Source organism: Mesorhizobium sp. M0678, from assembly GCF_040320505.1.
In the GTDB taxonomy this organism is placed as follows: Bacteria; Pseudomonadota; Alphaproteobacteria; order Rhizobiales; family Rhizobiaceae; genus Mesorhizobium.
On the sequence record NZ_JAMYPT010000037.1, the window covers coordinates 1 to 22442 of the forward strand.

A 22442-nucleotide genomic window follows, 5' to 3' on the forward strand; every position below is an offset into this window, starting at 1 on the left:
ACGACCAGGAGGTCGCACGCCTGGTCAAGCGCACGGCGCTCGCCGCCGGCGTGCGCGGCGATCTGTCGGAGGGCGAACGGGCCAAGAAATTCGCCGGCCACTCACTGCGCGCCGGCCTCGCCTCGTCGGCCGAGGTCGACGAACGCTATGTGCAAAAACAGCTCGGCCATGCCTCCGCAGAGATGACCCGCCGCTACCAGCGCCGCAGAGATCGCTTCCGCATCAACTTGACCAAGGCTTCCGGCCTCTAAGGAGGCAAAAGCCCCCTCCCCTGCCGTTCTTGCCTCTCGGGATCCGCGCAGGCCTTCCAGCCTGACCAGGCATTCTCGCCAAATGAATTGGGTCACTTCTGTCGGGACCGCCCCGGGGGCCGTTTTCATCGCCAGGACAGCTGGTCTTTCGGCAGCCGACCGCTCGGATCGAACACGTTCACTTTGTGCGGAAGATCGGGGCCTCAGTCCCATAGCACCAGATTGCGGTCTTCCGTCTCCGCGCCCGGAGCAAAACTCGGCACCAGAATTCCAGCGATGCCTTCAGGCCGCAGCCGGTCATAGATGGACCAGGATTCAGGTCGCTCTCCGTTGCTGAGAGCCGTGGCCCAGGCGCTGCCCATGTCCTCCATCGTGACAGAAGATCCTTCCCTCCCCTGCTCGGTTCCCAGATCAGTGATGTCCTCGCAGTCCACCTCATAAGAGCACAGCACGCAGGGATCGATGCGATGCGCGAAGCCCTGGTTGGCTTCCTTGACAGCCGTCATGACGGTCAGCGCCAGATATAGCGCGGGCACACCTTTGGGATTGAATCGAGCGCCCCTGATCGCCGCTCCATCACCGGAAGTCGGCTTGAATGCCCAGCGTGGATCATGCGCCCTGTAGCAGGTTCCGACAACCTCAAGCAAAGGCACCCAGGGCCATGTGATCGAGGTAGTCGCGAATAGCGGCCTTGCCGTCCTTCACGAGGGCTTCGGCGGTGCGTCCACCGAATGCCGGCAGCGGCTGGGCTCGGTACCAGGCCATGGCCTGTTCCTTGCCTCCGGCCCATTCCGTCCCGCGACTGATGATCTCGAGCATCTCGCGCAGACGGCCCTGCGTCTTGGCCGTGCGGCTGCGCTCCAGCCGATAGAGGGTTTCGCGGGCAAGCCCGACCGTCTGAGCCAACTGACCCTTGGACATTCCAAAGCTGTCGGCCACCTGGCCAACAGCAATTTTCCCGGCCCGGTCCATATAGGACAAAACCAGGGGTTCATTCTGCACGGATTTCTTGAGGGCCTGCCCCATCGAGTTCCTTGTCATATTAGCAGCCGCCTTCACTGCGCAAAGGGCGCTTTTCCACTGGTTCAAGCCCGCAGGCGCATGGCGTGCTTCTGATTGCGTACGACCCGCTTGCCATCCGCCTCATCGACCGCGCGCGGACCACCAGCAACGGCAGCATTACGCACAAGAGTTTTCAGCCCTTAGCCGGTCATTCTTACCGTCGTGCCATTGGCCTTGAGTGCTGCCATCAGCATGGGTCCGACCGAGAACTGTCCTGCCCTCGCCTTTTCAGTCAGCACGCGCAGATAGCCCCCGGCCGAGTTGATATGCTGCGCCCTTTGCAGGATACAGGCAATCACGATCGCGGCGACCTCCTGGCCCATCACATGGCAAGCCTCCTCATACGCGGAGGGCGACACGCCAAGATAGCCACGCACCTGGGCGGCGGTGATCATCAAATCGCGCCAGCTTGCGATTCCGTGGGCGGCATAGTCGGCAAGTTCGGGGCAGGCCTTCAGCACAAGTCCTATCGGAAAGCCTTTCGGCTTCTCGGCGTAGGCCGTTCTTGGTTCGACCGTCGCCCTGCTTTGTTCTAAAGCTGGTTCAAATACAAAAGTGGAGTCTGTGTTTGAATCAGATTGCTGCCGCTCGTTTTGGGACTCATTGCCGCTAGGATTCGTGGAATTCATGAAGCTTTCCAGCATCATATCCACTTCGTCCTGCAGCAAGGAGAGCTCCGCAACAATCGCTTCCAGCTCCGACAGCCCTGCCCGCCGAGGAATAGAATCCACGATTGCTCTGAACCGCCTCCAAATGGTTCCCCAGTCGCCAGGAGCGCCCTCGTCGATCGCTGCTTCGACCAGCTTGTGAATGTCGCGCCGGTGGAGGGTGATCCGCTCCCGCGTCAATTTGAGCGCCCGGCTGTCGGCGCGGACCTGCTCGGCAGCCTGCTGAAACTCCGCGGCGCGTGCAAGCAGTGGCGCCAGCGAGAATCCGAACGCCTCCTCGACTGCGCCGCCCTTTGCCTTGCGAGCGAACCGTTTGCCGTTTGGACTGTCTCGGCGGATGATCAGTCCGCTATTGACCAGTTCGGCCAGGTTCCTGCGCAGCGTGGAATCGGCCATGCCGTGCGCCCGCAGTGACAGCTGCGCGTTCGAAGGATAGACCATCAGCCCGTTCTCTTCGCTGATCTGATCGTCCGGATAGAACGACAGCAGTCCGCTGAGGACGGCCAGGGCGCGGTCTCCCACGCCTATCATCGTCTTGCCCTCGCACAGCCAGCGATACACCTGCCATTTCTCGACGGCGGCCCCTTCAGGAATCTTTCGTGATGCCGTGTTCGCTTGCACCAAGGCAAGCGTCATCGGCCGCCGCCCAAAGGGCGTCGTCGCATAACCACTCTCCATTTCCCTCGCCTTTCAATCAGGCAAAAGAAAACTGCTCGTCGAAACGACGCCAACGACTCTTGACAGTGATTCGGGGAAATGCGATTCTCAGCTTGCTACAGACGTGAGAAGGGCTTCCGCGACGGTGACGTTCGGGGGCCTTTTTCTTTTGCGGTTTCAGTCTCCTGTTTTCTTTGCCGTTTCCGATGCCCTGAAAGCCTCGAAAAGCTCGTCGAGCTTGTCGGCGATGAATGCGCCGAAGGGCGATGCATCCTTTGACTTCAAGGCAAGCGTAAACACCTTTCCCGTGTCGGTGATCTTGGCTCGGACCGACTTGTCCTGGGGCACCCAGGCCTTTTCCTGAGGCTTCGATGCGGCTCGCGGCTGCTTCACCGGCGCATTCAAAAAGTCGAACAGACGAGCAAAACGAGCGTCACTGCCCGGTTCGGCGAAATCGGCACTTGTCACGTACTCTGCCGCCCGTGCGGCGGTCCCGGGATGCTCCATGAGCTTGGCAAGCTGCCACCAGCGGTCCCGGCCTATGCTCTTGGCGGCGCCGACGGCCACAATGACCTGCTCGGGAATGTTGTTGATCACGGAGCGCATTTTCGAGAAGGTCGTATCGTCGAGCGCAAGGGCCGACTTCACGGTGTCCGGCGAATGGCCCCGCTTGAGAATGCGATCGGCAAAAAGCGTCCTTTCGATGAAGGACAGGTTGGCCCTGGCAGCATTCTCCTGGCCCTGCGCGATGACATGGTCGTCATCGCCGATCTTCTTGACGACTGCACGAACGGGCCTGCCCAGCTGGCGTGCGACCTTGACGCGCCTATGGCCGAAGACGGTCTGAAACCGGCCGGAACTATCCGGGTGGGGCCTGACCAGAATCGGAGAATCCTGCCCTCGCTCGCGAATCGCCGCCAGCAGCTCATGAAATGCCTCATCGTCATCGTCCATGCGGTCCGAGACGAATGAGGTGTCGACCAACGCCGGATCGAGATCGACGACCGAACTCTTAGAGAGCTCCTCGAATGACTGCATGATCGACCGGGATGCCCCGCGAACCGCATAGCCCGAGACATCCCCGCTGTTGGCGACTGACGTCGCGGGGCCCATCACGCTGCCGAATACATCCTTGCGCGCCATTCAATCACTCCGATTCGCAGCTAGTCGGCTGATTTCACGAGCAAAATCCCCATTTTTTACTGCCGTAAAATGCGCCGTCATGACCGCCCCCATGCGCGATGGATGAGCGCGACAATCTCGGAATTCACCGCGTCCAGCGATTCGAGTGCCCGTTCGTAGGTCGAACGCGTAAAAGACGACTTTTCCACCTCGTAGAGCGTCTGTTTCGTCAGTCCTGCATCCGAGATTGCCGTCGACTTGAGCATGGGATTCTCAAGGATCTGGCCGGCAAGCATCGATTGCATGAAGCCGACCATCTGTGCCTGGGGAATGTCGGTGGGTTCGTAGCGCGTGATCAGATAGCGGAACCAATCCAGCTCGATCGCAGCACCGGCGGCCTTGATGGTCTTCAATATGCCGCCGAGCATCAGCAGGAACTGGCTCATCGACATCAGGTCGAGCATCTGGGGGTGGACGGTGATGAGAACCGACGTCGCCGCCGACATGGCGGTCAAGGTGAGATAGCCAAGTTGCGGCGGGCAATCGACCACGACGACATCATAGCGCTCGTCGACGTCGGACAAGGCCTTTGCAATCCTGGTGAAGAACTGGCGGCCAACGCTGGACGATTTGTCCTGCATGGCAAGCGGCGTGTCGTACTCATATTCCTGCAGCTCGAGGTTGGCCGGGATGATATCCAGGCCCGGAAAATTGGTAGGCACGATTACGTCGGATATCGGCTTGCGCTCGTCGTCGTACCGGATCGCCTCATACAAAGAGAGATTACGATCAAGTTCCGGCTGGAAGCCATGCAGGGCCGAAAGTGACGCCTGCGGGTCGAGATCGATGGCAAGCACACGGTGCCCGGTCAGCGCAAGGTGCTGGGCGAGGTGGGCAGCCGTTGTTGTCTTGCCGCTGCCGCCCTTGAAATTGACGACAGCAACCACCTGGAGCTTGTCTCCAGGCTTGCGGTGCGGGACGTATTTTTTTACCTCGGTCCTGCCATGCCGATCCAGAAAATGGCGCAGTTCAAGCATCTGTTCGGCGGTATAGGAACGGCGTCCGGAAGGTATTTGCTCGGGCAGGGGGCCCTTGCCCTCCAGATGGAGGCGCTTGAGATTGTTCTGCGAGACCCCGAGGTAGTGGGCCACTTCCGCCAGCGAAAAAGGGCGAAGTGTCTTTGTTGCATTTGGCGGAAACTTCTCCATGCGGAGCTGGTTAAGCCGCCGCGATATCTCTGCGCCTTGCTCGAGGATCTTGTCATCGAACTCGAAGCGTGGCAGCCGCATGGAGATGTTCATTTCTGTCGAAACCTGAATTGGCGCTTTTTGTGAGCAATTCACTCAACAAGCGCCATTAAGCTCCGATTCGGCCGGCTCCGGCAAGAAGTTTTGGGTTAACAAAAGGTTAACGTCACTGACCGGCTTTTCTTGCTGCCAGCTGCTCTTGCCATCACGAAGGCAGCTGCTCAGTTTTTTGAGCGCGGTACTGTCTTGCTATCCAAGCTAACGGCATGTTTTCTCTGTCATAAGCATCATATTTTACGGCAGTAAATCGGGCACACTCAGAGGCGGGATGCAAGTGCCGGCGGGCAGGGCAGGGCAGGGCACCGGATCCGATGGCACGTGGCCGGTTGGGTTCGTTGTCGGAGGGTAAGCTGCTCAACGCCAGACTGACTCTTTCAGCTCGAGGAGCGGACCGGCTGGGGGCGAGGCCGATATCGGAATAGCCGACTACAATGAAGACCGTGAGGGGAGACCGTTGACGGAGTGGGTGAAGCCCTCCTCAAGGCCGAGGTTAAGCCCGATCAACATCTGGAAGCATACTTTCCGGAACGAGACAGCCTCGAGTTCATGCGGAGAACGCTCCCCGGTCCATAGCGGCAAAGCTCGCTCTCAACACCGTGGCGCACTGGACTTCGAGCACCTGCGTCAGCATGGCAGCAGCGGCGTCGTCGAGTTCGCCGTGCCTTCCGGCGAAAGCACCGACACGCCGGTGCCACGGCAGTTCGGTGTCGTCCTCCTCATCGCTCAACATACCACGCCACCGGTCCTGCTCCCGGGCAGAAGTGCGGGAGAAGCCCAGTTGCAAACTGAGTGAATGTAAACGCCGGGCCGTCAGAAGGACACCGGGACCGGGTCGGCGAGGGCCGCCACGGCGTCGGGCAACGCGTTCACATCCGCAGCCCACAGGCCGGAAACCTCAAGCTGCGCATCAGGACCGTTTTCGTCCTCAGTCAACGGCGCCGAAGCAGCGCATCAGCCGGCGCTTTAGGGCCGCTACGAGCAGCTGGCTCGAGGCGCCAGAATCGCTGCCAGTACGAATCATAGGCGGAGCCAGCGCGTGTACCGACACGACCATGGTCGCGGTTGTCCGGAGTTCTTGTGTCCTGCTTGGTGTCCAGTCGACTTCGAAGACCAGGTCAGCCACCGCTGGCATATTGGGTTATCGCGATGAATCGCTGGCGCACAATCTCGACCCGGCCTTGGGGCCCTCTGATATTGCCTTCCAGAAAGTCGTCGAAATCTGGGGCTGCAAGCATGTCTTTGAACTGGTCGCCGATATAGGTACGGACCTCGTCTTCCGCGCCTCCCAGCTCAGCAACCAACTCTTCTCGACCGTCGACGATCAAGAGTATGTCCTCGGCATCCCGGCTAGAAAGCAGATCCTTTCCACCTCTGCCAAGGTATGCCTCCAGCTTCGTCGCGACGAAGAGTGCCGGTGTCAGGCGACGGATGATGAGCTTATCGTCCAACGGACAATCGACCGCCGTCTCAATACCCGCTTCATACCAACGATTGCTGAATCCGAGGATTTTGTGATCGTCCGGCATGAAGTCGACTTTGAGCCGGCCACGATGCATTCGGCAAATGACACTGTCGTTGGGTGACTCCGAGAAACCCCGCTCTCGAAGCCGTTCCAGGAGCTGCGCCCATTCCGAAAAGCCGGCCAGATCGACAATTAGGTCGACGTCGTCAGTCGCCCTGACATCCTCGAGCGTGATGGCATCGGTGATGAAAAGAGCGGTCGTACATCCGCCGACGAACACAAGACGCTTGCGCAGGTCATCGCCTAGAGCTTCCGCGACAGCCCTTAGCATTGCTAGTAGCTGGCCTTGGATGCTGGTCATTTCTGCGCGAGCCTTTCCGCAAGACGCTCCGCCGCGAGGCCAGCCTCGCGCTGGTTTCCGAGTCTTATTGCGTCCGCAAGGGCAAGATACTCGTACAGCCGATCATCCCTTTGAACGGCTTCAGGAACGCTTTTAAACATCGGCGTCACCGATTGTCCCATGTCGCGGCCGCTGGCATAGGGCCACACGTAGATGTAGCTGCCAGCGCTTATTAGCACGTTCTTTAGGATGGGCGCCGCAAAAGCGGTCGGGATTCCGCGCTGCATTGCTCCGGGCTTCGCTGGAAAAACGAACTTCAACCCGTGCACGATGAAATTCTGCAGGTTCCTGCGGCTCGGCTTCGCTCTGCCCGTATCTCTATCCCTGGCCGCGATACCGGAGGCAAGACTTCGATTTATGGATGCATTGACCTCCGTCTTGCTTATGCCAAGAGAAGACTCCAGATTGCGGACCGAGTATGGATCCTGGCCCTGCGCTTCTGAGCGCAGAGTTTCGACACCTTTTTCTTTCTCCTGCTCCTGAAGGCTGATGAGCTTGAGCAGGACGACGATGTCCTGGCTTTTCATTTGTTTCGATCCGCTGTCCGTTGTCCGAGGACCACGGACACCTACACGGGGAGTGCGGTTCTGTCAAAGAGGAATCAAGAATCCCTGCAGCTTACGTGGCCCAATAAGAATTCGACCGCATTCAGAATAGAGCAGTGCGCGTTTTGATTTAAGGCGATCCCGCTGCGCTGATTCGTCTTGAATTTCGGCGCCTTGATCGAAAAACATTGCAGTTCCGCTTACTGTTTTTTCCCGAAAAAAAAATATCGAGTTCTGGCCACGTTGCGGAATGCATCATTGCGAGGTGAGGCTAATCCCCGTCGAGCGCGCGGCGCAGCAATTCGACCAGGCGTTCGATCGCTTGGCTGTGAGCAGAGCCGGTCGGCCGCCGTGCGAAAAAATCATCAATGCTGATCCAGTTGGTCGCGTCGGTGCTCGTCCCCGGTGCCACACATTCAATATAAAGATGCAATTCGTCTGGTTCAAAGACAACCATATCCAGTTTCCGCTGTGGTCCCCCGCAAGTCGGTAGGTCAGTGTGCTCATGGCAGGCAACTCCTCACCGCCAGCCTGCCTATCCGCCCTGAGATTTCTATCCCCAGAAATCGGTATTGACGCCTCAGGCGAAGTCTGCCGCCACGCTCCGCAAGAAGGCGAGCGTCAACGCGATCGCCATGTGTCTCGCGGCCGCGCCTGGCTCTCGCAGACATATCGTAATGCGCCATCAGGTGTGCGGCGCACCTTGCATTGATTCTCGGGTTCTCCCATGCAAGGCCTCTCCACAGGGCAGACGACCGCGCAGGAACGCTTCACTCAGATCTTCCTGGCATTTGGTGAACCGGACGGCTCTTCGACGCTAGGAGCAGGCAAATATCGCAATCCAGGTAAGGTTCCCAGCTATGGCCCGCTCGACCCCGCCACGATCTCAGCATACCGCACCCTGGGATCTCCCCAATCGGTCTATGTTCAGATGTTATGCCGCTTCGGTTTGATCCGTTCAGAGCGCATGGGAGAGGTGCGGGCCTGTAGGGCAGGAGCTGGCACCGTCCGTCCCGCCGCCCTAGTCGAGATCAGGTGGGAGCGGCGGGAGGGCTGCGTGACGAACAGAGTCGGGGCTCCTCATTGAAGAGCCGCAGCTTCGGTCTGTTCGTATCATGCGCCTTTTTCGCCCTGAGCATTTGAGACGTCGCGTCGCAGCCTTTCCGGGCCACTGGGCCGTATACGCGCTACCGCGCTCAGCTTTAGCTCCGACTCCAGTCCTGGAAAGCCAGCCAGCGTATAGGCCGCGGCCATCGAGCCAAACCGCTTTTTGAACACACGGTATATGGGCAAATCGGAGTCCGCATTAATCAGCGACAAGGTGAGGTGCCCGTGAGCGGCGCGCAGCCGCCGAAATCCGTCTAGAAGCTCTTCGTCCGAGTACTTTCGCAGAGCTCCCCGCCGATCCGGTACGTAGCCGGCCGCCGCATAGACCGCCTTCAAGCTGCCGAAAAGCCGGACATAGCACTGTCCTGACGCAGTATACGGGCAAGCATTGATCACGGTGAGGCTGAGTCGTTTCTTCTCTTTCAATAGCCGCTTCAGGTTTTTGAGCATTTCGGGCTTTGTATAGGTGTACCCGCGCTTTCCCCTTGCGAGTTGCGCCCTCTCGAATATTTGAACCGTTACAATCGGCTCCATGACCCGGATTCGGACCCATTTATCGGGAGGGTTTGGCTTGGATTGGCTACTCATACTGTGCGACGTTCGGTTGTAGACATAGTAGCCTATCATCAACTCGCTTTTGAGGAGGGATGCGACGCGCCCGGTCGTCCACACATCGCCATATGTGGAGGGCACTCCTTCCTTGTTCAGACGAACCGATATGCCGGCCATGCTCTGCCCTTCAGCAACAAACATGTTGAAGATGCGCCTAACAAGCTCGATTTCGTTTGGCGGGCCGGGCACAAGGAGAACGCGGTCGCCAGCGAGCCCTTTCTGTTCTCCAGAGCCGAGAAGGTAACGGGGCTCCCCATCTTTATCCAGCAACAGTCGCCTGACGCCGTAGGGCACAGGTCCGCCCTGGCTGAATCCGAGACGAGCCTGCTGCAGGTGCGCTCTGGAGACCTTTGCGGATAGCTCGCGGCTGTACTCGCTTGCCATCACCCGTTTCATATTCTTGAGGATTGCAGAGACCATGCTGCCGTCGTTCTCGAATTGTTCGCCGCAATATTCCACCGCGACGCCTGCGTCACGACAGAGAAACTCGTAATGAGCGGACTGGTCCGTATCCGGAAAGCGGCCCCAGCGGCTGACGTCAAGAACGAGGATTGCCGAGAAAGTCTTTTGGCCAGTCATGACATCGGCCAGTAACTGCTTCAGTCCGTCGCGACCTCTTATGCTCAGGCCGCTTTTCCCAGCATCTTCGTAGGTTTGGACGATAGTGTATCCGCGCCGCTCCGCGTACTCTGTAATGGCCATCGCCTGGTTCTCCAGCGAATAGCGTTGATGTTCAGTGGACATACGAATGTACTGCGCCGCACGGATAGGGGGCGCTGTCTGCAACTCGAAAGCCATGGGGTCTCCTTGGGCTTGAACAACCCCAGAGACACGAAATGTCTTTCAGAACTCTGTCGCATTCCTGTGAATTCCCATTCGGCGGCCACGAAATTGGGAGCGCAGATCTCCTAGCAAATGGATGATTGGACAGCGCAACGACCGGAAAAGGGATGCGGTGAGGTGCGGGCGCCCAAGGGGTTTTGGCAGCAGAATCAAGGGCAGCTTTTCCCCGCACTCGCGCAAGTCCTTGCCTTCCTGGCAATGCACGAGTTTGTTGCCTGCTCGCACAAAGGGCTCGAAACCGGTAAGGTCCTGGGTTAGAAGAGCTGGCAGGATGCCCCGTATGAAAAATCCGACGATGGACGATACCGACGATGGGCGCCCGAATGGCGGACGCAGCGCTTTGTTCACGCCGCCCGGCGATGCGTCCGGCGCGGAGCGGGTTTCGCGCCGGCGCAAGGCGCTGCTGTCGTCCTCGATGGTCGGCTCGACCAATCGCGGCCGTGTGCTGCAGGCCCTGTTCGATCTTGGGCCGACGAGCAGGGCTGAACTAGCCCGCCTGGCCGGGGTCAACCGCACCACCATTTCCGGAATCGTGCAGCCGCTGATCGACGATCAGGTGCTGGTCGAGAGCGACCCGGTTCCTCCCAGTCCGGGCGGCGGCAAGCCGGCCCGGCCGCTGTGGTTCTCGCCCAATGCCCGTCCGATCTGCGGTGTGCTGCTGATGCCGGATGCCGTGCATGCATGCGTGGCGACGCTCGACGGCAAGATCGAATCGGAACGCAAGATGGCCCTGCCGGACGGCAGGGGGCCGGTCCGGCCAATCATCGAGGCGATCGCCGAATGCGTCGGCGACACTCTCTCCAGGGCGCGGCGCATGCCTCTCGGGATCGGTGTTGGCGTCGGCGGCATGGTTGACACCGATCGCGGGTCGATCGTCGCTGTCAATCTCGCGCCGGCGCTCGACCGCTACCCGCTCGCCGACGATCTCGGGCGACGCTTCGGCCTGCCGGTCAAACTCGACCATCATCCGCGCGCCTTGCTGGTCGGCGACCGCTGGTTCGGCGCCGGGCGCGGCGTCAGGCAATTCGCGGTCGTCTACACGGGCGAGGTGCTGGGCGGCGCACTCTATTTCGACGGGCACCTCTATCGTGGCACGGCAGGCGCAGGCGGCGAACTCGGACACACTTTCGTGCAGCTCGACGGCGAGCCCTGCCGCTGTGGCAGGCGCGGCTGCTGGGACACCATTGCCACCTTGAGCTGGCTCCGGCGCGAGGCCGCCCGCGCGGCTCTGCCCGAGCCAGACCTGATCGACTCGGCCCGCCTCGTCGACATGGCGGCGCGGCGGCTGCCGGGAGCGACTGAGCTGCTCGACCGCTATGCCCGCAACGTCGCCGTAGGCATCGCCAATCTGCAGCAGACGGTGGCGCCCAACATTTTCATCATGCATGGCGATGTCGTGCTCGGCGGCGATTGCCTGCTCGGCGCAATCGCGGAGCATGTCCGCGCCATGGTTCCGTCACGACCCGGCGGCGCGATCGAATTCATTGCCGGCGATGCAGGTGACCGGGCCGCCCTCCTAGGCGCAGCCGGTCTGGTGATTTCCGAGCTGCTGCAGCTTTCGATCTAGGTGTTCCGACGCCCAACTATCCAGCGAGCCCCGGATAGCTTTGGAACCAGGGCTGCATACGCTCGAACTGAGCCGCCATCGCCAGAACGGTTTCGTCGGCGTGCCGCCGCCCGATGATCTGTAGGCCGACCGGCAGGCCCTGCGCCGTCAGGCCGGCCGGAACCGAAATCGCCGGATGGCCGGTATAGTTGATCGGATAGGTCATGCACCAGCCGATCAGCGGATCGACCGCCTCGCCATTGATCGATGTCGGCCCGATCGTGTTTCCGTCGGGGGCATTCTTGACGGGCGGAACGGCCAGCGTCGGCGAGACGATCAGGTCATGGGTTTCGAATACATCCTCGAGGCCGTCATGGACGCCGGTGCGCAAAAGATTATCGAGCGCATGGTCGACGGCGGACACCTTGTAGGCGCCCTCCAGCATGGCGAGGAACTGCGGGGTGAGCACCTTGGCGTGCTTGCCCATCAGGTCGATGCCCTCCTGTTTCCAGTACACGGCGATGGCAGCATAGTGAATCGAGATCGTGCGCACCCAAAGCGCCGCCAGTTCCTTGTGATCGGCCCTGAAATCGAGCTCGACCTCATCAACCTCAATGCCATGTGCTCGCATGACATCGACGGCCTGGGCAACGACGGTGGCGACCCCGGCTTCGACCGGAAAATTGCCCAGTTGCGGGCTGTAGGCGACGCGCAGTTTCGGCGTCCGCCCGGCAACGGCGCCGACATAGTCAACGCCGTCATCCGGCAGGCAGAACGGGTCGCGGTTGTGAGGCCCGGCCATGATCTTGGTCATCAGCGCGGCGTCCGCAACGGTGCGGGTCAGGGGTCCGATATGGACCAGAGGCTGTCCCCACAAGAAGGCGTCGGGGCGAGTCACCGAAGGAATGCGGCCGAAAGAGGGCTTGAAGCCGACGGTGCCGCTGAACGAGGCGGGGATGCGGACCGAACCGCCGCCGTCCGTGCCTTGCGCCAGGGCCGCCATGCCGTCGCCGACCGCTGCCGCACTGCCGCCGGACGAGCCGCCGGAATTGTAGCCGATCGCGAAGGGCGTGCTGGTCGGCCCGAAGCGCAGATTGTCGGTGATGCCTTTATGGCCGAACTCCGGCGTGTTGGTCTTGCCGAGCACGATGGCGCCTGCGTCGAGCAGGCGCTCGACCGCCACAGCACTTGTTTTGGGCACCCGGTCGTGCACCGCCCACGACCCCATCGAGGTCGGCACGCCGGCCATATCGTCGAGGTCCTTGATGCCGACGGGGACGCCATGCAGCGGTCCAAGCGGACCGCCTGCAATCACGGCCTTTTCGGCGGCCCGCGCAGCTTCCATCGCCTGGTCGCCGAGAACCAGCGTATAGGCGTTGACCACCGGGTTGCGCGCCTCGATGCGGCGCAGATAGGCCTCGGTCACTTCAACCGGCGACAGGTCGCGGCGCCGGATGCGCTGGGCCAGTTCCGTGGCCGGCAGGAAACAGATCTGGTCGTCTGCAGAAGTCATAAGCCGTTTCACCTTGTTGGGTGCTATTTGATGAACACTGGATTTGCCGCGCCGCCGGTGCCCTTGCTCACTTTGACCGGACTGGCGCAGTAGAAGCCTTCGTAGCGGCGGTCCGAGGCACAGTCGGCGGCCAGCAGGTCGAGCGATGCCATTTCGGTGAACGCCACGCCCAGATTGCGCATCAGCGCGGCGTGCAGCACCAGCATCAACCCGGTCTCGGGCTCGTAGGTTGTCTCGTTGGCCAGTGTGTCGGTAACCAGACAGGGGATCTGCATCTCGTCGAACCAGCGCACGAGGTCGAGGCTGAAGGTCAGTCCGGGTTCCCAATATCCATCGCCAACGCCCTGGCTTCCCGCCGCCAGTGCGCCGACCCAGCCGGTGCGAACGAGAAGGATGCTGCGCGGCAGGATATCGACCCCTTGGGCCCGGGCGCATTCCATGAGGTCGCGATGCGTGAATGTTTCAGCGCGCTCCAGGACCGGTTTGCCGCGGAACCGGGCGATATCGAGCAGCACGCCGCGTCCGACGATCCCACGCTCCGCGATCGGCATGATGCTGGCCTTGGTCATGCCGCCATTGGTACTGCTTGCTGCGAAGCCGTTCCAAAGCGTGTCGTCGAACCATATGTGGCCGAGCGCGTCGCAATGCGTGCCGGCCTGTGCGAAGCCGGTGACATAGTCGTCTGCGAATTCGAGGCCGCCGGCAAGCGGCTGCCAGTGGCCGTTCTCGAAGCCGGCCTTGTCGGCGACCATGAAGTGCTTCGCCGGCCAGCGGCCGGGAAAGACGGCATCGCCCTCAGAGGTCCCGACCGGCACGCCGAGGGTGAAGGTGCGGCCGTCCCGCACCGACGCCAGGCCGCGCTTGACCTCGTCGGCGGTCAGATAGTTGAGCGCTCCGATCTCGTCGTCGGCACCCCAATGCCCCCAGCGGCTCGGCGCATTGCCCAGCAGCCGGCGCAGCGTCATCGTTTCAGTCGCGCTCATGCTTCCGCCTGCGCGGTCGCCGGCTGCCTGGCGCCGGTGATATAAGCGACGACGTCCTCCATGTTGGTGCCGGAACTTGCGAGATCGGCGACCTTGCGGCCCCTGCGCATCACCACCACGCGGTTGCACACCTGCCAGAGATGATCGAGATTGTGGGTGACCATGACGATCGTCAGCCCCTGGGCGCCGAGTCGTTTGATGAGGTCGAGCACCTCACGGGATTCGCGTACGCCGAGCGCCGCGGTGGGCTCGTCGAGCAGCAGCAGCTTGTGGCCCCAAAAGGCACCGCGCGCGATCGCCACCAATTGGCGCTGGCCGCCGGACATGCGATCCACCGGTTTGCTGCGCACCCCGGGGATCTCGATGTGCAGTTCCTCGAGGCCGCGCATCGCGATGTCGCCCATCGATTTGCGGCGGATCCAGCGCAGCAGCGCCGGGCCGCGGCCAAGCGCAATCTCGCGGCCGAGAAAGAAGTTTTCGGCGGCAGTGAACGTGCCGATCAGCGACAGGTCCTGATAGACCGTCTCGATGCCGAGGCGTTGCGCTTCGGACGGCGGCGACAACTTTTGCGGCCGCCCTTCGAGGATCACGTCGCCGGAAGTTGGGTCATGCGCGCCGGCCAGGATTTTGATCAGCGTCGACTTGCCGGCACCATTGTCGCCAACGAGGCCGAGTATGTCGCCCCTGGCGATGTCCAGCGAAACGTCATCGAGTGCCTGGATGCCGCCGAAGCTGCGGCAGATCCGGCGCAGGCTGAGCAGCATCTTCTGCGCCATGGACTATCCCCTCGCATAGCGGCGGCCAATACCGCCGAGCGCTACGGCGACGACGAGAAGGCAGCCGGTGAACAGGAACTGCGTGAAGATCGGCGCGCCGATCATGGCCAGCCCATTGTTGCCGACGGCGACCGTCAGCACGCCGATCAAGGTGCCGAGGATATGGAACTGACCCTCTCGCAGCGCCGCCGAGCCGAGGAAGGCGGCCGAGAACGACGTCAGCATGAAGCTGTCACCCGCCGTCACCTGGCCGGAGCCGAGATTGGAAGCCATCAACACGCCACCTATAGCAGCACAGGTGCTGGCGATGGCGAAGGCAACGATGCGGCTGCGATCGACGGCGACGCCGGCGCGGCGCGCTGATTCCGGGCTGACGCCGATGGCCTTGATGTGTTGGCCCTGCACTGTTCGGTTGAGGATCACCCACAGCAGCGCAAGCACGACGGCCATGATGATGACGAGGTGCGGCACTCCGGCAATCCGGCCGATCGCGATATTGGTGAATTCGCGCGACTGGGTGAGCTGCAGCGGAATTCCGCCCGAATAGGCGTAGTTCAGCCCGACGACGATGGTGCCCGTGCCAAGCGTGGCAATGAAGGCGTTCACCCCGATCTTCGAAACGACAATGCCGTTGACAATGCCGATGACCGTTCCGAGGCCGACGACGAGGAAGATGGCGGGTAGGATCGGCAAGCCACTGCTGCTCAACAGCCCGACCACGAGAAGCCCGCAGAAACTCGCGACATAGCCGATACTGAGGTCGAAATCACCGGCGACGAGGGGCACGGTGAGGCCGGCCGCGACAATGGTGCCGATCGCCATGTCGTTTACGATGTTGCGAAAATTGCCGATGGTTGCGAAGGTCCCCGGCTCCAGCACCGAGAAGATCCCCAGCATTGACGCCAGCACGATGATGGTGCCGTAGGTTCCAAGCAGGCGCATGAGCAACGCGCGCCGCTGTCGGGCATTGGGCGAGGCATAGCCGGTCTGCGTTGACGGCAGGACGCGCGGCGCCTCTGCCGGAGCGTGGGTTTCGGGCAGGGAATGATCAGCGGACATGGCGGCTCTCATGACAGCACTCCGGCCCAGCCAGGCACGTCTGGCCCAGACCCACAATCAGGAGAGCTTACTGCGGATTGTCCTTGATGAACTTGTCGACGTTCTCTTTGGTGACGAGCGTATAGCCTGGCACGAAGGATTTGGGCTTCCACTGGTCGCCGGCTGCCAGGATGTCGGGAATCTGATCGACTAGCATTTTGCCTGCCGAAGTCAGATCGACACCGAGCGTGGCGGTCATCGTCCCGTCCTTGACAGCCTGGACAGCGGGCGCCGTGGCGTTGAACGAATAGACCTTCACGTCGCTGCGGCCGTTCTGCCTCAGCGCCGCGATCGCGCCCATAGCGTTGTCGTCATAGCAGTTGAAGATGGCGAACGGCCCCTTGGCGTTGGCATTGGCTGCAAGCCAGGCGCTGGTCGCGGCCTGCGAGGATTCGGCAGCACCCGGGATGCTGATCTCGTGCGAGGTCGCCTTGAGCCCCGGATTTGCCTTGACCGCCGCATCGAAGGCGTCGGCTCGTTCGCGGCACGGAATGCCGGGATGGTAGGTGAGGTCGAGTACAGTTCCGGACTTGCCGATGTCCTTCAGCATCAAGTCGATCAGTGGTTGCGCAGCACCGGTACTTGCAGATAGCGCGATCCCGTCTGCCATGCCGCCGCCGGCCGAAAGCACGGGGATCTTTGCGTCCGCCGCCGCCTGGAGCCCGGCCGCCAGGCCCGTCGAATCGAAGACCGTGACGATGATGGCGTCCACCTTCTTGGTTGCCAGCTGCTTGATGCTGGTGATCGCTTGCGAAGGATCGCCATTGGCATTGAGCGTTTCCACCGACCAGCCCTTAGACTTGGCTTCCTGGCTCATCGTGTCGACCATCTGGTTTGTGTCGACGTCGGATGTCGAGAAGGTGACGATGCCGATCGTCAGCTTGTCATTCGCAGCGAGGGCGGCCGACGTGAAGGATGCTGCGACGAGCGCTGCGGTCGAGAGTTTCTGAAAGCGGTTCACTGTGCGTATCCCCTGTTGACGGAGTGTTCCGGCTCACCTCCAGACGCGCAGCAGCCCAGCTTGGGCGCCATCTACAGGTCGTCACAGTCAGTCTGTTTGTTCGTGCGAGCCACGTACTAACTATAGGCACAAGCTCTTATGCCGCGCAACGGCTAATTTCAACCGGCTTTGGTGACTCGAGGTTCAATCGCTGTGGGGCTCTTGGGGCAAGCGCGCAGCTAGGCCGCCTTCTTGATCTCCGCGACCTGAACGCCCAGTCGGAACGCCTGACCGTCTGCGAACGAACGCGCGTAGCTCTCAGATGTAAAAGGGATCGTGGTGGTGATGCCGTTGACCGTCACGCGAACCGACCACTCTTTGTCCCTAATGATTTCAACGGCATGTTGCTCATGCGCAGTCATGCATTCCTCCCAGAATCTTCCGTTGAGGATGGGAGGATAGCGTCGTAAAACTGGTTTGCATGCAAATTATCCGACACCGCGACGTCGAAATGTCGAAACACCCACAGCTAGGCTTAAGTCGATGGCCTCGCCTTGAGCTGTTCGAGGTGTTCCTTGGCGAGGTTGAAAAGTGCGGTGGCAGTCTCTTCAGCCTCCGCCCGGAAGCGGACATCGCGGGTGACAATGCTGCAGGTCATGTTCGCGCCAACTGCGGATGCTTGAAGCGACCGCTCCGTCGGCTCAAAGAACGTTCCGCTCCGCCGGGTTTCGCTCTATCAACTCCGCCACAAGGCGTTGAAGCCGCCAGAGGCTGCTGTCATGTATGCCTTTGGCTTCGAGGTGAGAAACCGTGTTGAACAGGTATTCGGCCCCGCTTCCCCAATGACCGCAGGCCAGGGCCAGGACATCGGCAACGGCTTCAAGCGACTGACCACCGGCATAGAGAGGTGACGCGCGGTTCATCACAAAGGCCAAGGCCGAGATAGGCCCGGAAGCGGTCGCCACCGTGATCCACCGGGGCATGCTGTTGGCCGGCTTGTAGGTGAATTCGCGTCGAAAGAGTTTGCCGAATTGGCGTTCGAGGTTGTCCTTTGGCAGGTCGTACAGGACGCCGCTGCATTGCCCCCCACGATCGAGGGCCATCATAAGGCCTGGCTGCTCCGGCGTGCCCCGAAAACGGGTCATGCGAAAGCAGAAAGCGCGATGCCACCCACGAGCGAGGCCTACCTGCTCACCGATATGCTCGATCTCCGGCTTCCAGATCAAGGAGCCGTAGGCGAACAGGCGGGTCGGTGCTTTCGGGGCCGGATGAGTTCGGATCATTTGCTCGACCCAGCTGTCGTAGTCGGCATCGGTGTGTAGCTCGGCACCTGGCGTCAAACCCTGGTCCTGAACGACCTTGTGGACCCGCGCGACGTGGTCCGCGGTCAAGGTCAGCTTTCTCATTTGGCTCGGCATCCCGTGCTCCATCGGATCAGGATCGCGTATCCTTGGCAGATACTACGGGCGTTGCAAGATACGAACCGATGCACGGCGTGAATGAGTCTTTGCCCCTTCACCGATGACAGCAAAGCGCCCCGCATATTCGCCCTCGAACGATTCCATGTGGTTTCGGCAATCTAGGTTTGGGAGACGCTTTTCTACTCACTGTGAAACCCTGACCAACAGCTTGCCGAAATTGCGGCCCTTGAGAAGACCGATGAAGGCCATCGGCGCGTTCGCGAGTCCCTCGACAATGTCCTCACGATATTTGACCTTCCCCGCTTGGAGCCAGGCCGAAACGTCCCTGCCGGGGCGGTTCGACGTGTGCTGTTTGGGACATGCAGAATAATTGGCGGAGTGCCAGAAAGTTCCTCCGCGCTCGCGCTTCGCACCGCGGTGCCACCCACAGCGTCTTGCCTAAGGGGCTTTGCGGCGTAATTCGCTCGCGTTCGAATTGAGAGCGACCTCGGATTGAACTCGCGGATTACCAGGCGGACAAAAAAGCCCCGGCGCTGAGTCGTTGCGCCGGGGCTTTGGGCACGTACAAGCTACACCAACATGTCCGTTTATGAACGTGCGCTAATAAAGTGAAAAAACGGTGAACCACGCATAGGCTGAAGGGCGCACGCTCAAAGCTGGGGTGAAGCGGCAATATCAGTGATGACAAGTTGCGCACCTGATTGTTCCACCCAGCTTTCGACCGAACGAGGGGGCGAGTATGCCGGCTGTGTTGATTTGCCAAGATGATGTACTCCGTCACCCCTCATGCCGATGAAGGGAGCCCGCTCGAACCGCAAATCTCGAAATGTCTAGTGATGGCCCCTGGACCCCGCACATTCGGGGATTCGAAACTGATTTCCAGGTGGTGCTAAGCAAGGCCGGCAAGGTGGAGACGATCACCGTAATGCTAGTATGCTCATACATCGCGCTTTGCTCTGAGGGCGGCCCAGCAGCTTGGGTTAGGGGGGCCGCTGGGCCTGACCAGCGAGCGTTCGGGAATGCTCGACTGGCTGGTTAGTATTTTAGATAAATCTAATATAATCGAACCATGCGAACGAAGTACGCGGCGGTAAGAAAGTGGCTAGCGTCCGATTCACTTACCGCGCGCTTTTGCCTTGGGTTCTGGCGAGCTTTCGGACGGGTTTGCAGCCAATTTTGCAGATCGCCGATCTGTTACCCACAGGGACTTTTTCCTCGTCAGCAAATCGTCACGATCGCCCTCAGCGGTCGCTCGGCTATGCATGGCAGCTATGGCGTAGTCGGCTCTGTTGGTTCGATAGTCTTCTTTTTGGACAGTCATCGTTTGCTCCCAGTTTCATAGCCCCTCTTTTGCCCTGGCGGGGAGATTAACTGCCGGTCCATCACGCGAGTCAATCGATGAAACGACCCTTCCGTAGTCGCGAGGGCGGGGAGCAACCCGACAATTTTTAACGTTGGAACGGCTTACAGACTGCAACACAGCCGCCCTTTCGTCGGGCTGCGTTGATCGCGTTCATGTTGCCCTTCAGCTCGCCGGTCTTGGCTTCACGTGCCTTGATGTCGTGTTGTCCATCATGCTGCCAACCGGCAAGCCAAGCCAAAACACGCCGTCCACGTCACGGCGCGCGCCTGTTTTGTACGGCCATTATCGGCGCCAGGTCGGAACTCGTTTCGGTAAAGTTCGGCTTCCAACTGGCTGCAGGACTTGCCCGCGTATACGCTGGACGAAACCAGCGTGGGCTTGATGTCGGCTGGGCGAGTAGCGCAGCCCGACAAAACGCTGATGGCTACAAACGCACATAACTTGATTTTCATGCTTCCCCCCAAAATGCCCGCGGTGAGCAGGCGCTGAGGGCAGGACGAAGTCTATGTGCCTTGACGGCATGCGGAATATATTCCTATTTTGCGGGATGCCGCACCCTCGCCGACACGAAGCCGTTTCCGAATATCACCTCGCCAAAATTGAACGAAAGGCGTGGCTTCTGACGGTAGAACTCCGCGACGCGCAGTTGTCGCTCAAGCCATTTGGCGAGCATTGGGAAGCGATCGACCATCTGCAACGGGACATAAAGCGGGCGCTCGATCTGCTTAACAATAGGCCGGCAGACTACGAGGAGCCGCATTTCGCGCCCATGTCGCGAGGGTGAAGAACTAGCCTGTCAGTTTAGTGAAGTCGTGGCGCCGCGCGCGAACATGTGCCAGCAAATTCGTTTCGTTTACGACCCCTGATTGAAAGAGATTCAGCGTGGTCGAGACTAGAATCTGACCGTCTATCGGGGTGCCATACCATTTGGCGTCGGCGGTTACCTGGTCGACAACCCGCTGGCAGATCGCCCGATCTTTAGGTCTAAGGAACTGACTGTTCAGTGCTCGTAGCATCTCGACGCCTTGAAACGGGGAGTCACCTGTCTCCCGCGCGATACCCATGCGTGGTCTCCGAGCATGGACCCTAAACGCATTCAGACGGAAAATTGCCATTCGTTTGAGTGGTACCGACGTCGCGGATAAGCGGCGGTCCGCGAGCTGATCCACCATGTCGCGCAGCGGCTTCTTGCGTTTTGGCGTCCTGTACTTCTCGACCAGCCTGACCTTGTCGATGTCGATCGTCACCAGCGGTCCCAGATCGACGGTCACCCTGCCGCCTTCCTCGTGTATGCGCGTGATCTCTCCGGTAGGCTCGATCTGCTGCCCCTTCTTCACCTTGGTATGATCGATGATCGAATGCGGAAGCTATAGCTCGGGATCGAGACGTTACGCCGTGCTGAGTGACCCGTTTGCGAAGGTGGCCGGGATCGCCACCTCGTCACGAATGGAAATTCCGCGCGCCGTTCCATGAGTCTGGTGCGCTCGGCGCCTTACTCAAGATATTGCTAATTATGGATGAGCCCGCTTCCTCCAATCGATGGATGAAGCCGATCGTGCCGGTGCTACTTTGATGCATCGCGCGACTTACGCGACAAGAGCTGGCTCCAGGGGCAAAATATGAGCAAGACGACTCTCACTGCTATCGCAATCCTCGCGATCAGTGTCGGCTGTGCCGAAGCCCGTAAGGTCGAATCCGCGACCCTCGGCACGTACGCCAATTCGAAGAACCTGCCGGCTTGTACCGCGTCAAGCTCACTCTTCGAAGTCCTTGGTGATAAATGTTTTCTCGTCCCAGGTTCGATGATCTATGGCGACATCGCCGAACTGTCGCAGACAATCACTTTGAGTTGGTAGCCGAAGCAAAAACCTCCCAGCGCGGCCTCCATTCTCCGGTATGAAGTTGCCCTTGCAGGTGCTGCCGTGACCCCAGATATCGACCCAGTCTTCGCGCGCCGCCAATACCGGCGCAATCCCCAGTCACCACGGGCCTCTCCAAAATTCTTATGCCGTCCGCACCTGCGGTCGAGCGTGTCGCGCCAACACAGCAGCGCCTCTGCATCGTTTGGGCAACCTAACGCATAGCGTCCGGTCCGGAAACTCGCTTACGCGTCTCATCGTCCATTCGGCAGTGGAAAATTAGGCCGATTTGGCAGTGCTCAGATTCGCGTAGCCGTCCTGTGTTCCGCTCGGAGAAGATGGCGAGTGGTTGCGGCAACTGCGCCTCAAGCTGGCTGGCGACCGCCGTCTGCAGCGTGCTGCTGCGGAGCAGCGCTGACGCTGCGTTCGTCCGGACCGTCGCAAGACCGGCTTGATTGTATCGAACCTGAAACAGACCAACGCCGGCCCAACCTACACCTGAAACCAAAAGACAATATCGATGACCTCCAACAGCTACGCTCCCAAGGGTTCAAGCGCCTGCAAACATTGACCATACCACTTTCGCTATCGCCGCTTGGATGATGACGGCGGCATCAATTTCATGGAGCAAGCTTTGCCGCCAGGGGGTTCTGCCCGATGGCCGCGACCAGGCTCGTGCATACCTCGATCACCATCACCAAGACCCTGCGAGACGCGGAAGAGGCAAGCCGCTTCATGAACTGGCTAGAAGACCCCAAAACCCAAAAGCCGCTGATCGATGCGAGCCCCAGTAACGAAGTGTAACCGGGTTCCCACTACAAGAAGTTCAAACCGCGCAGACCGCTGATCGATACGACCACGATCTTCAACGGTCTTGCCCTAATGGAAGCCGCCCCAATGGAAATCG

Annotated in this window: 24 protein-coding genes and 2 pseudogenes; 5 read left to right on the forward strand and 21 right to left on the reverse strand. The window is 60.5% G+C overall.

All coding sequences use genetic code 11. The annotated features are described in order from the left end of the window. Positions 1 to 251, forward strand: a 251-nt coding sequence (locus tag NKI29_RS31230) for a tyrosine-type recombinase/integrase (RefSeq protein ID WP_352798402.1), incomplete at its 5' end; no start/stop codon positions are given. 125 nt (positions 252 to 376) lie between these two features. Here NKI29_RS31230 and NKI29_RS31235 read toward each other — a convergent pair. The 10 genes and pseudogenes from NKI29_RS31235 to NKI29_RS31280 form a co-directional block, all read right to left on the reverse strand. Next, positions 377 to 898 (reverse strand): annotated as a pseudogene (locus tag NKI29_RS31235) (RES family NAD+ phosphorylase). After that, positions 891 to 1277 carry an antitoxin Xre/MbcA/ParS toxin-binding domain-containing protein gene (locus NKI29_RS31240; protein WP_352798403.1) on the reverse strand — a complete coding sequence of 129 codons (387 nt, stop codon included), beginning with the start codon at positions 1275 to 1277 and terminating at the stop codon, positions 891 to 893. The pseudogene NKI29_RS31235 and the gene NKI29_RS31240 overlap by 8 nt, the downstream one beginning before the upstream one ends. Positions 1278 to 1453: 176 nt before the next feature. Next, positions 1454 to 2659 carry a plasmid replication protein RepC gene (gene repC / locus NKI29_RS31245; RefSeq protein ID WP_352798405.1) on the reverse strand — a complete coding sequence of 402 codons (1206 nt, stop codon included), beginning with the start codon at positions 2657 to 2659 and terminating at the stop codon, positions 1454 to 1456. Between the two features lie 156 nt (positions 2660 to 2815). After that, the gene (gene repB, locus NKI29_RS31250) at positions 2816 to 3781 is read right to left on the reverse strand and encodes a plasmid partitioning protein RepB (RefSeq protein WP_352798407.1); all 966 of its coding nucleotides are present in this window, start codon (positions 3779 to 3781) and stop codon (positions 2816 to 2818) included. 77 nt (positions 3782 to 3858) lie between these two features. Further along, complete coding sequence (gene repA, locus NKI29_RS31255) at positions 3859 to 5061, reverse strand: plasmid partitioning protein RepA (RefSeq protein ID WP_352798409.1); 1203 nt, start codon at positions 5059 to 5061, stop codon at positions 3859 to 3861. Positions 5062 to 5611: 550 nt separating this feature from the next. Beyond that, entirely contained in the window at positions 5612 to 5797 is a 186-nt protein-coding gene (locus NKI29_RS31260) for a hypothetical protein (protein ID WP_352798411.1), read from the reverse strand. Between the two features lie 385 nt (positions 5798 to 6182). Then, positions 6183 to 6890, reverse strand: coding sequence for a hypothetical protein (locus NKI29_RS31265; RefSeq protein ID WP_352798412.1), 708 nt, complete (start codon positions 6888 to 6890; stop codon positions 6183 to 6185). Continuing rightward, a complete protein-coding gene (locus tag NKI29_RS31270; RefSeq protein WP_352450313.1) occupies positions 6887 to 7456 on the reverse strand; it encodes a hypothetical protein in 570 nt (189 codons plus the stop codon). Before NKI29_RS31270 ends, NKI29_RS31265 begins: the two co-directional genes overlap by 4 nt. Positions 7457 to 7745: 289 nt before the next feature. Next, on the reverse strand, positions 7746 to 7931 hold the full coding sequence (locus tag NKI29_RS31275) for a hypothetical protein (RefSeq protein ID WP_352798414.1): 186 nt from the start codon (positions 7929 to 7931) through the stop codon (positions 7746 to 7748). A gap of 656 nt (positions 7932 to 8587) precedes the next feature. After that, positions 8588 to 9991, reverse strand: a complete 1404-nt coding sequence (locus tag NKI29_RS31280) for a recombinase family protein (RefSeq protein ID WP_352798416.1) — start codon at positions 9989 to 9991, stop codon at positions 8588 to 8590. A gap of 325 nt (positions 9992 to 10316) precedes the next feature. Here NKI29_RS31280 and NKI29_RS31285 point away from each other — a divergent pair, with 325 nt between their 5' ends. Continuing rightward, positions 10317 to 11603 carry an ROK family protein gene (locus NKI29_RS31285; RefSeq protein ID WP_352798418.1) on the forward strand — a complete coding sequence of 429 codons (1287 nt, stop codon included), beginning with the start codon at positions 10317 to 10319 and terminating at the stop codon, positions 11601 to 11603. A 16-nt stretch (positions 11604 to 11619) separates the two neighbouring features. Here NKI29_RS31285 and NKI29_RS31290 read toward each other — a convergent pair whose 3' ends face one another. From NKI29_RS31290 to NKI29_RS31335, 10 genes and pseudogenes are all read right to left on the reverse strand, one after another. Next, positions 11620 to 13095 carry an amidase gene (locus NKI29_RS31290; protein ID WP_352798419.1) on the reverse strand — a complete coding sequence of 492 codons (1476 nt, stop codon included), beginning with the start codon at positions 13093 to 13095 and terminating at the stop codon, positions 11620 to 11622. Positions 13096 to 13118: 23 nt separating this feature from the next. Further along, positions 13119 to 14078: a cyclase family protein gene (locus NKI29_RS31295; protein WP_352798421.1), complete on the reverse strand. Its 960-nt coding sequence runs from the start codon at positions 14076 to 14078 to the stop codon at positions 13119 to 13121. Then, a complete protein-coding gene (locus NKI29_RS31300; protein ID WP_352457238.1) occupies positions 14075 to 14854 on the reverse strand; it encodes an ATP-binding cassette domain-containing protein in 780 nt (259 codons plus the stop codon). The genes NKI29_RS31295 and NKI29_RS31300 overlap by 4 nt, the downstream gene beginning before the upstream one ends. Positions 14855 to 14857: 3 nt before the next feature. Beyond that, positions 14858 to 15913 (reverse strand): ABC transporter permease, encoded by a 1056-nt coding sequence (locus NKI29_RS31305; RefSeq protein WP_352450301.1) that lies wholly within the window; start codon positions 15911 to 15913, stop codon positions 14858 to 14860. Between the two features lie 67 nt (positions 15914 to 15980). After that, positions 15981 to 16913: a sugar ABC transporter substrate-binding protein gene (locus NKI29_RS31310; RefSeq protein WP_352450300.1), complete on the reverse strand. Its 933-nt coding sequence runs from the start codon at positions 16911 to 16913 to the stop codon at positions 15981 to 15983. A gap of 218 nt (positions 16914 to 17131) precedes the next feature. Beyond that, positions 17132 to 17314, reverse strand: coding sequence for a hypothetical protein (locus tag NKI29_RS31315; protein WP_352798422.1), 183 nt, complete (start codon positions 17312 to 17314; stop codon positions 17132 to 17134). A 113-nt stretch (positions 17315 to 17427) separates the two neighbouring features. After that, entirely contained in the window at positions 17428 to 17550 is a 123-nt protein-coding gene (locus NKI29_RS31320; RefSeq protein WP_352798424.1) for a hypothetical protein, read from the reverse strand. A gap of 43 nt (positions 17551 to 17593) precedes the next feature. Continuing rightward, a complete protein-coding gene (locus tag NKI29_RS31325) occupies positions 17594 to 18298 on the reverse strand; it encodes a gamma-glutamylcyclotransferase (RefSeq protein ID WP_352748777.1) in 705 nt (234 codons plus the stop codon). 198 nt (positions 18299 to 18496) lie between these two features. Continuing rightward, positions 18497 to 18637: pseudogene (locus NKI29_RS31330) on the reverse strand (NADP-dependent oxidoreductase); the annotation flags it as partial. A gap of 790 nt (positions 18638 to 19427) precedes the next feature. Beyond that, on the reverse strand, positions 19428 to 19634 hold the full coding sequence (locus NKI29_RS31335) for a hypothetical protein (protein WP_352798425.1): 207 nt from the start codon (positions 19632 to 19634) through the stop codon (positions 19428 to 19430). A gap of 547 nt (positions 19635 to 20181) precedes the next feature. Between NKI29_RS31335 and NKI29_RS31340 the strand changes: the two genes are divergently transcribed. Further along, positions 20182 to 20460 carry a hypothetical protein gene (locus tag NKI29_RS31340; RefSeq protein ID WP_352798427.1) on the forward strand — a complete coding sequence of 93 codons (279 nt, stop codon included), beginning with the start codon at positions 20182 to 20184 and terminating at the stop codon, positions 20458 to 20460. A 4-nt stretch (positions 20461 to 20464) separates the two neighbouring features. Here the strand turns inward: NKI29_RS31340 and NKI29_RS31345 are convergent, their stop codons facing one another. Continuing rightward, positions 20465 to 20947, reverse strand: a complete 483-nt coding sequence (locus NKI29_RS31345; RefSeq protein ID WP_352798429.1) for a hypothetical protein — start codon at positions 20945 to 20947, stop codon at positions 20465 to 20467. Positions 20948 to 21295: 348 nt separating this feature from the next. Here NKI29_RS31345 and NKI29_RS31350 point away from each other — a divergent pair, with 348 nt between their 5' ends. Both NKI29_RS31350 and NKI29_RS31355 read left to right on the forward strand, forming a co-directional pair. After that, the gene (locus NKI29_RS31350; protein WP_352450296.1) at positions 21296 to 21532 is read left to right on the forward strand and encodes a hypothetical protein; all 237 of its coding nucleotides are present in this window, start codon (positions 21296 to 21298) and stop codon (positions 21530 to 21532) included. 660 nt (positions 21533 to 22192) lie between these two features. Continuing rightward, a complete protein-coding gene (locus tag NKI29_RS31355) occupies positions 22193 to 22339 on the forward strand; it encodes a hypothetical protein (protein WP_352798430.1) in 147 nt (48 codons plus the stop codon). The last annotated feature ends 103 nt before the right edge of the window (positions 22340 to 22442 follow it).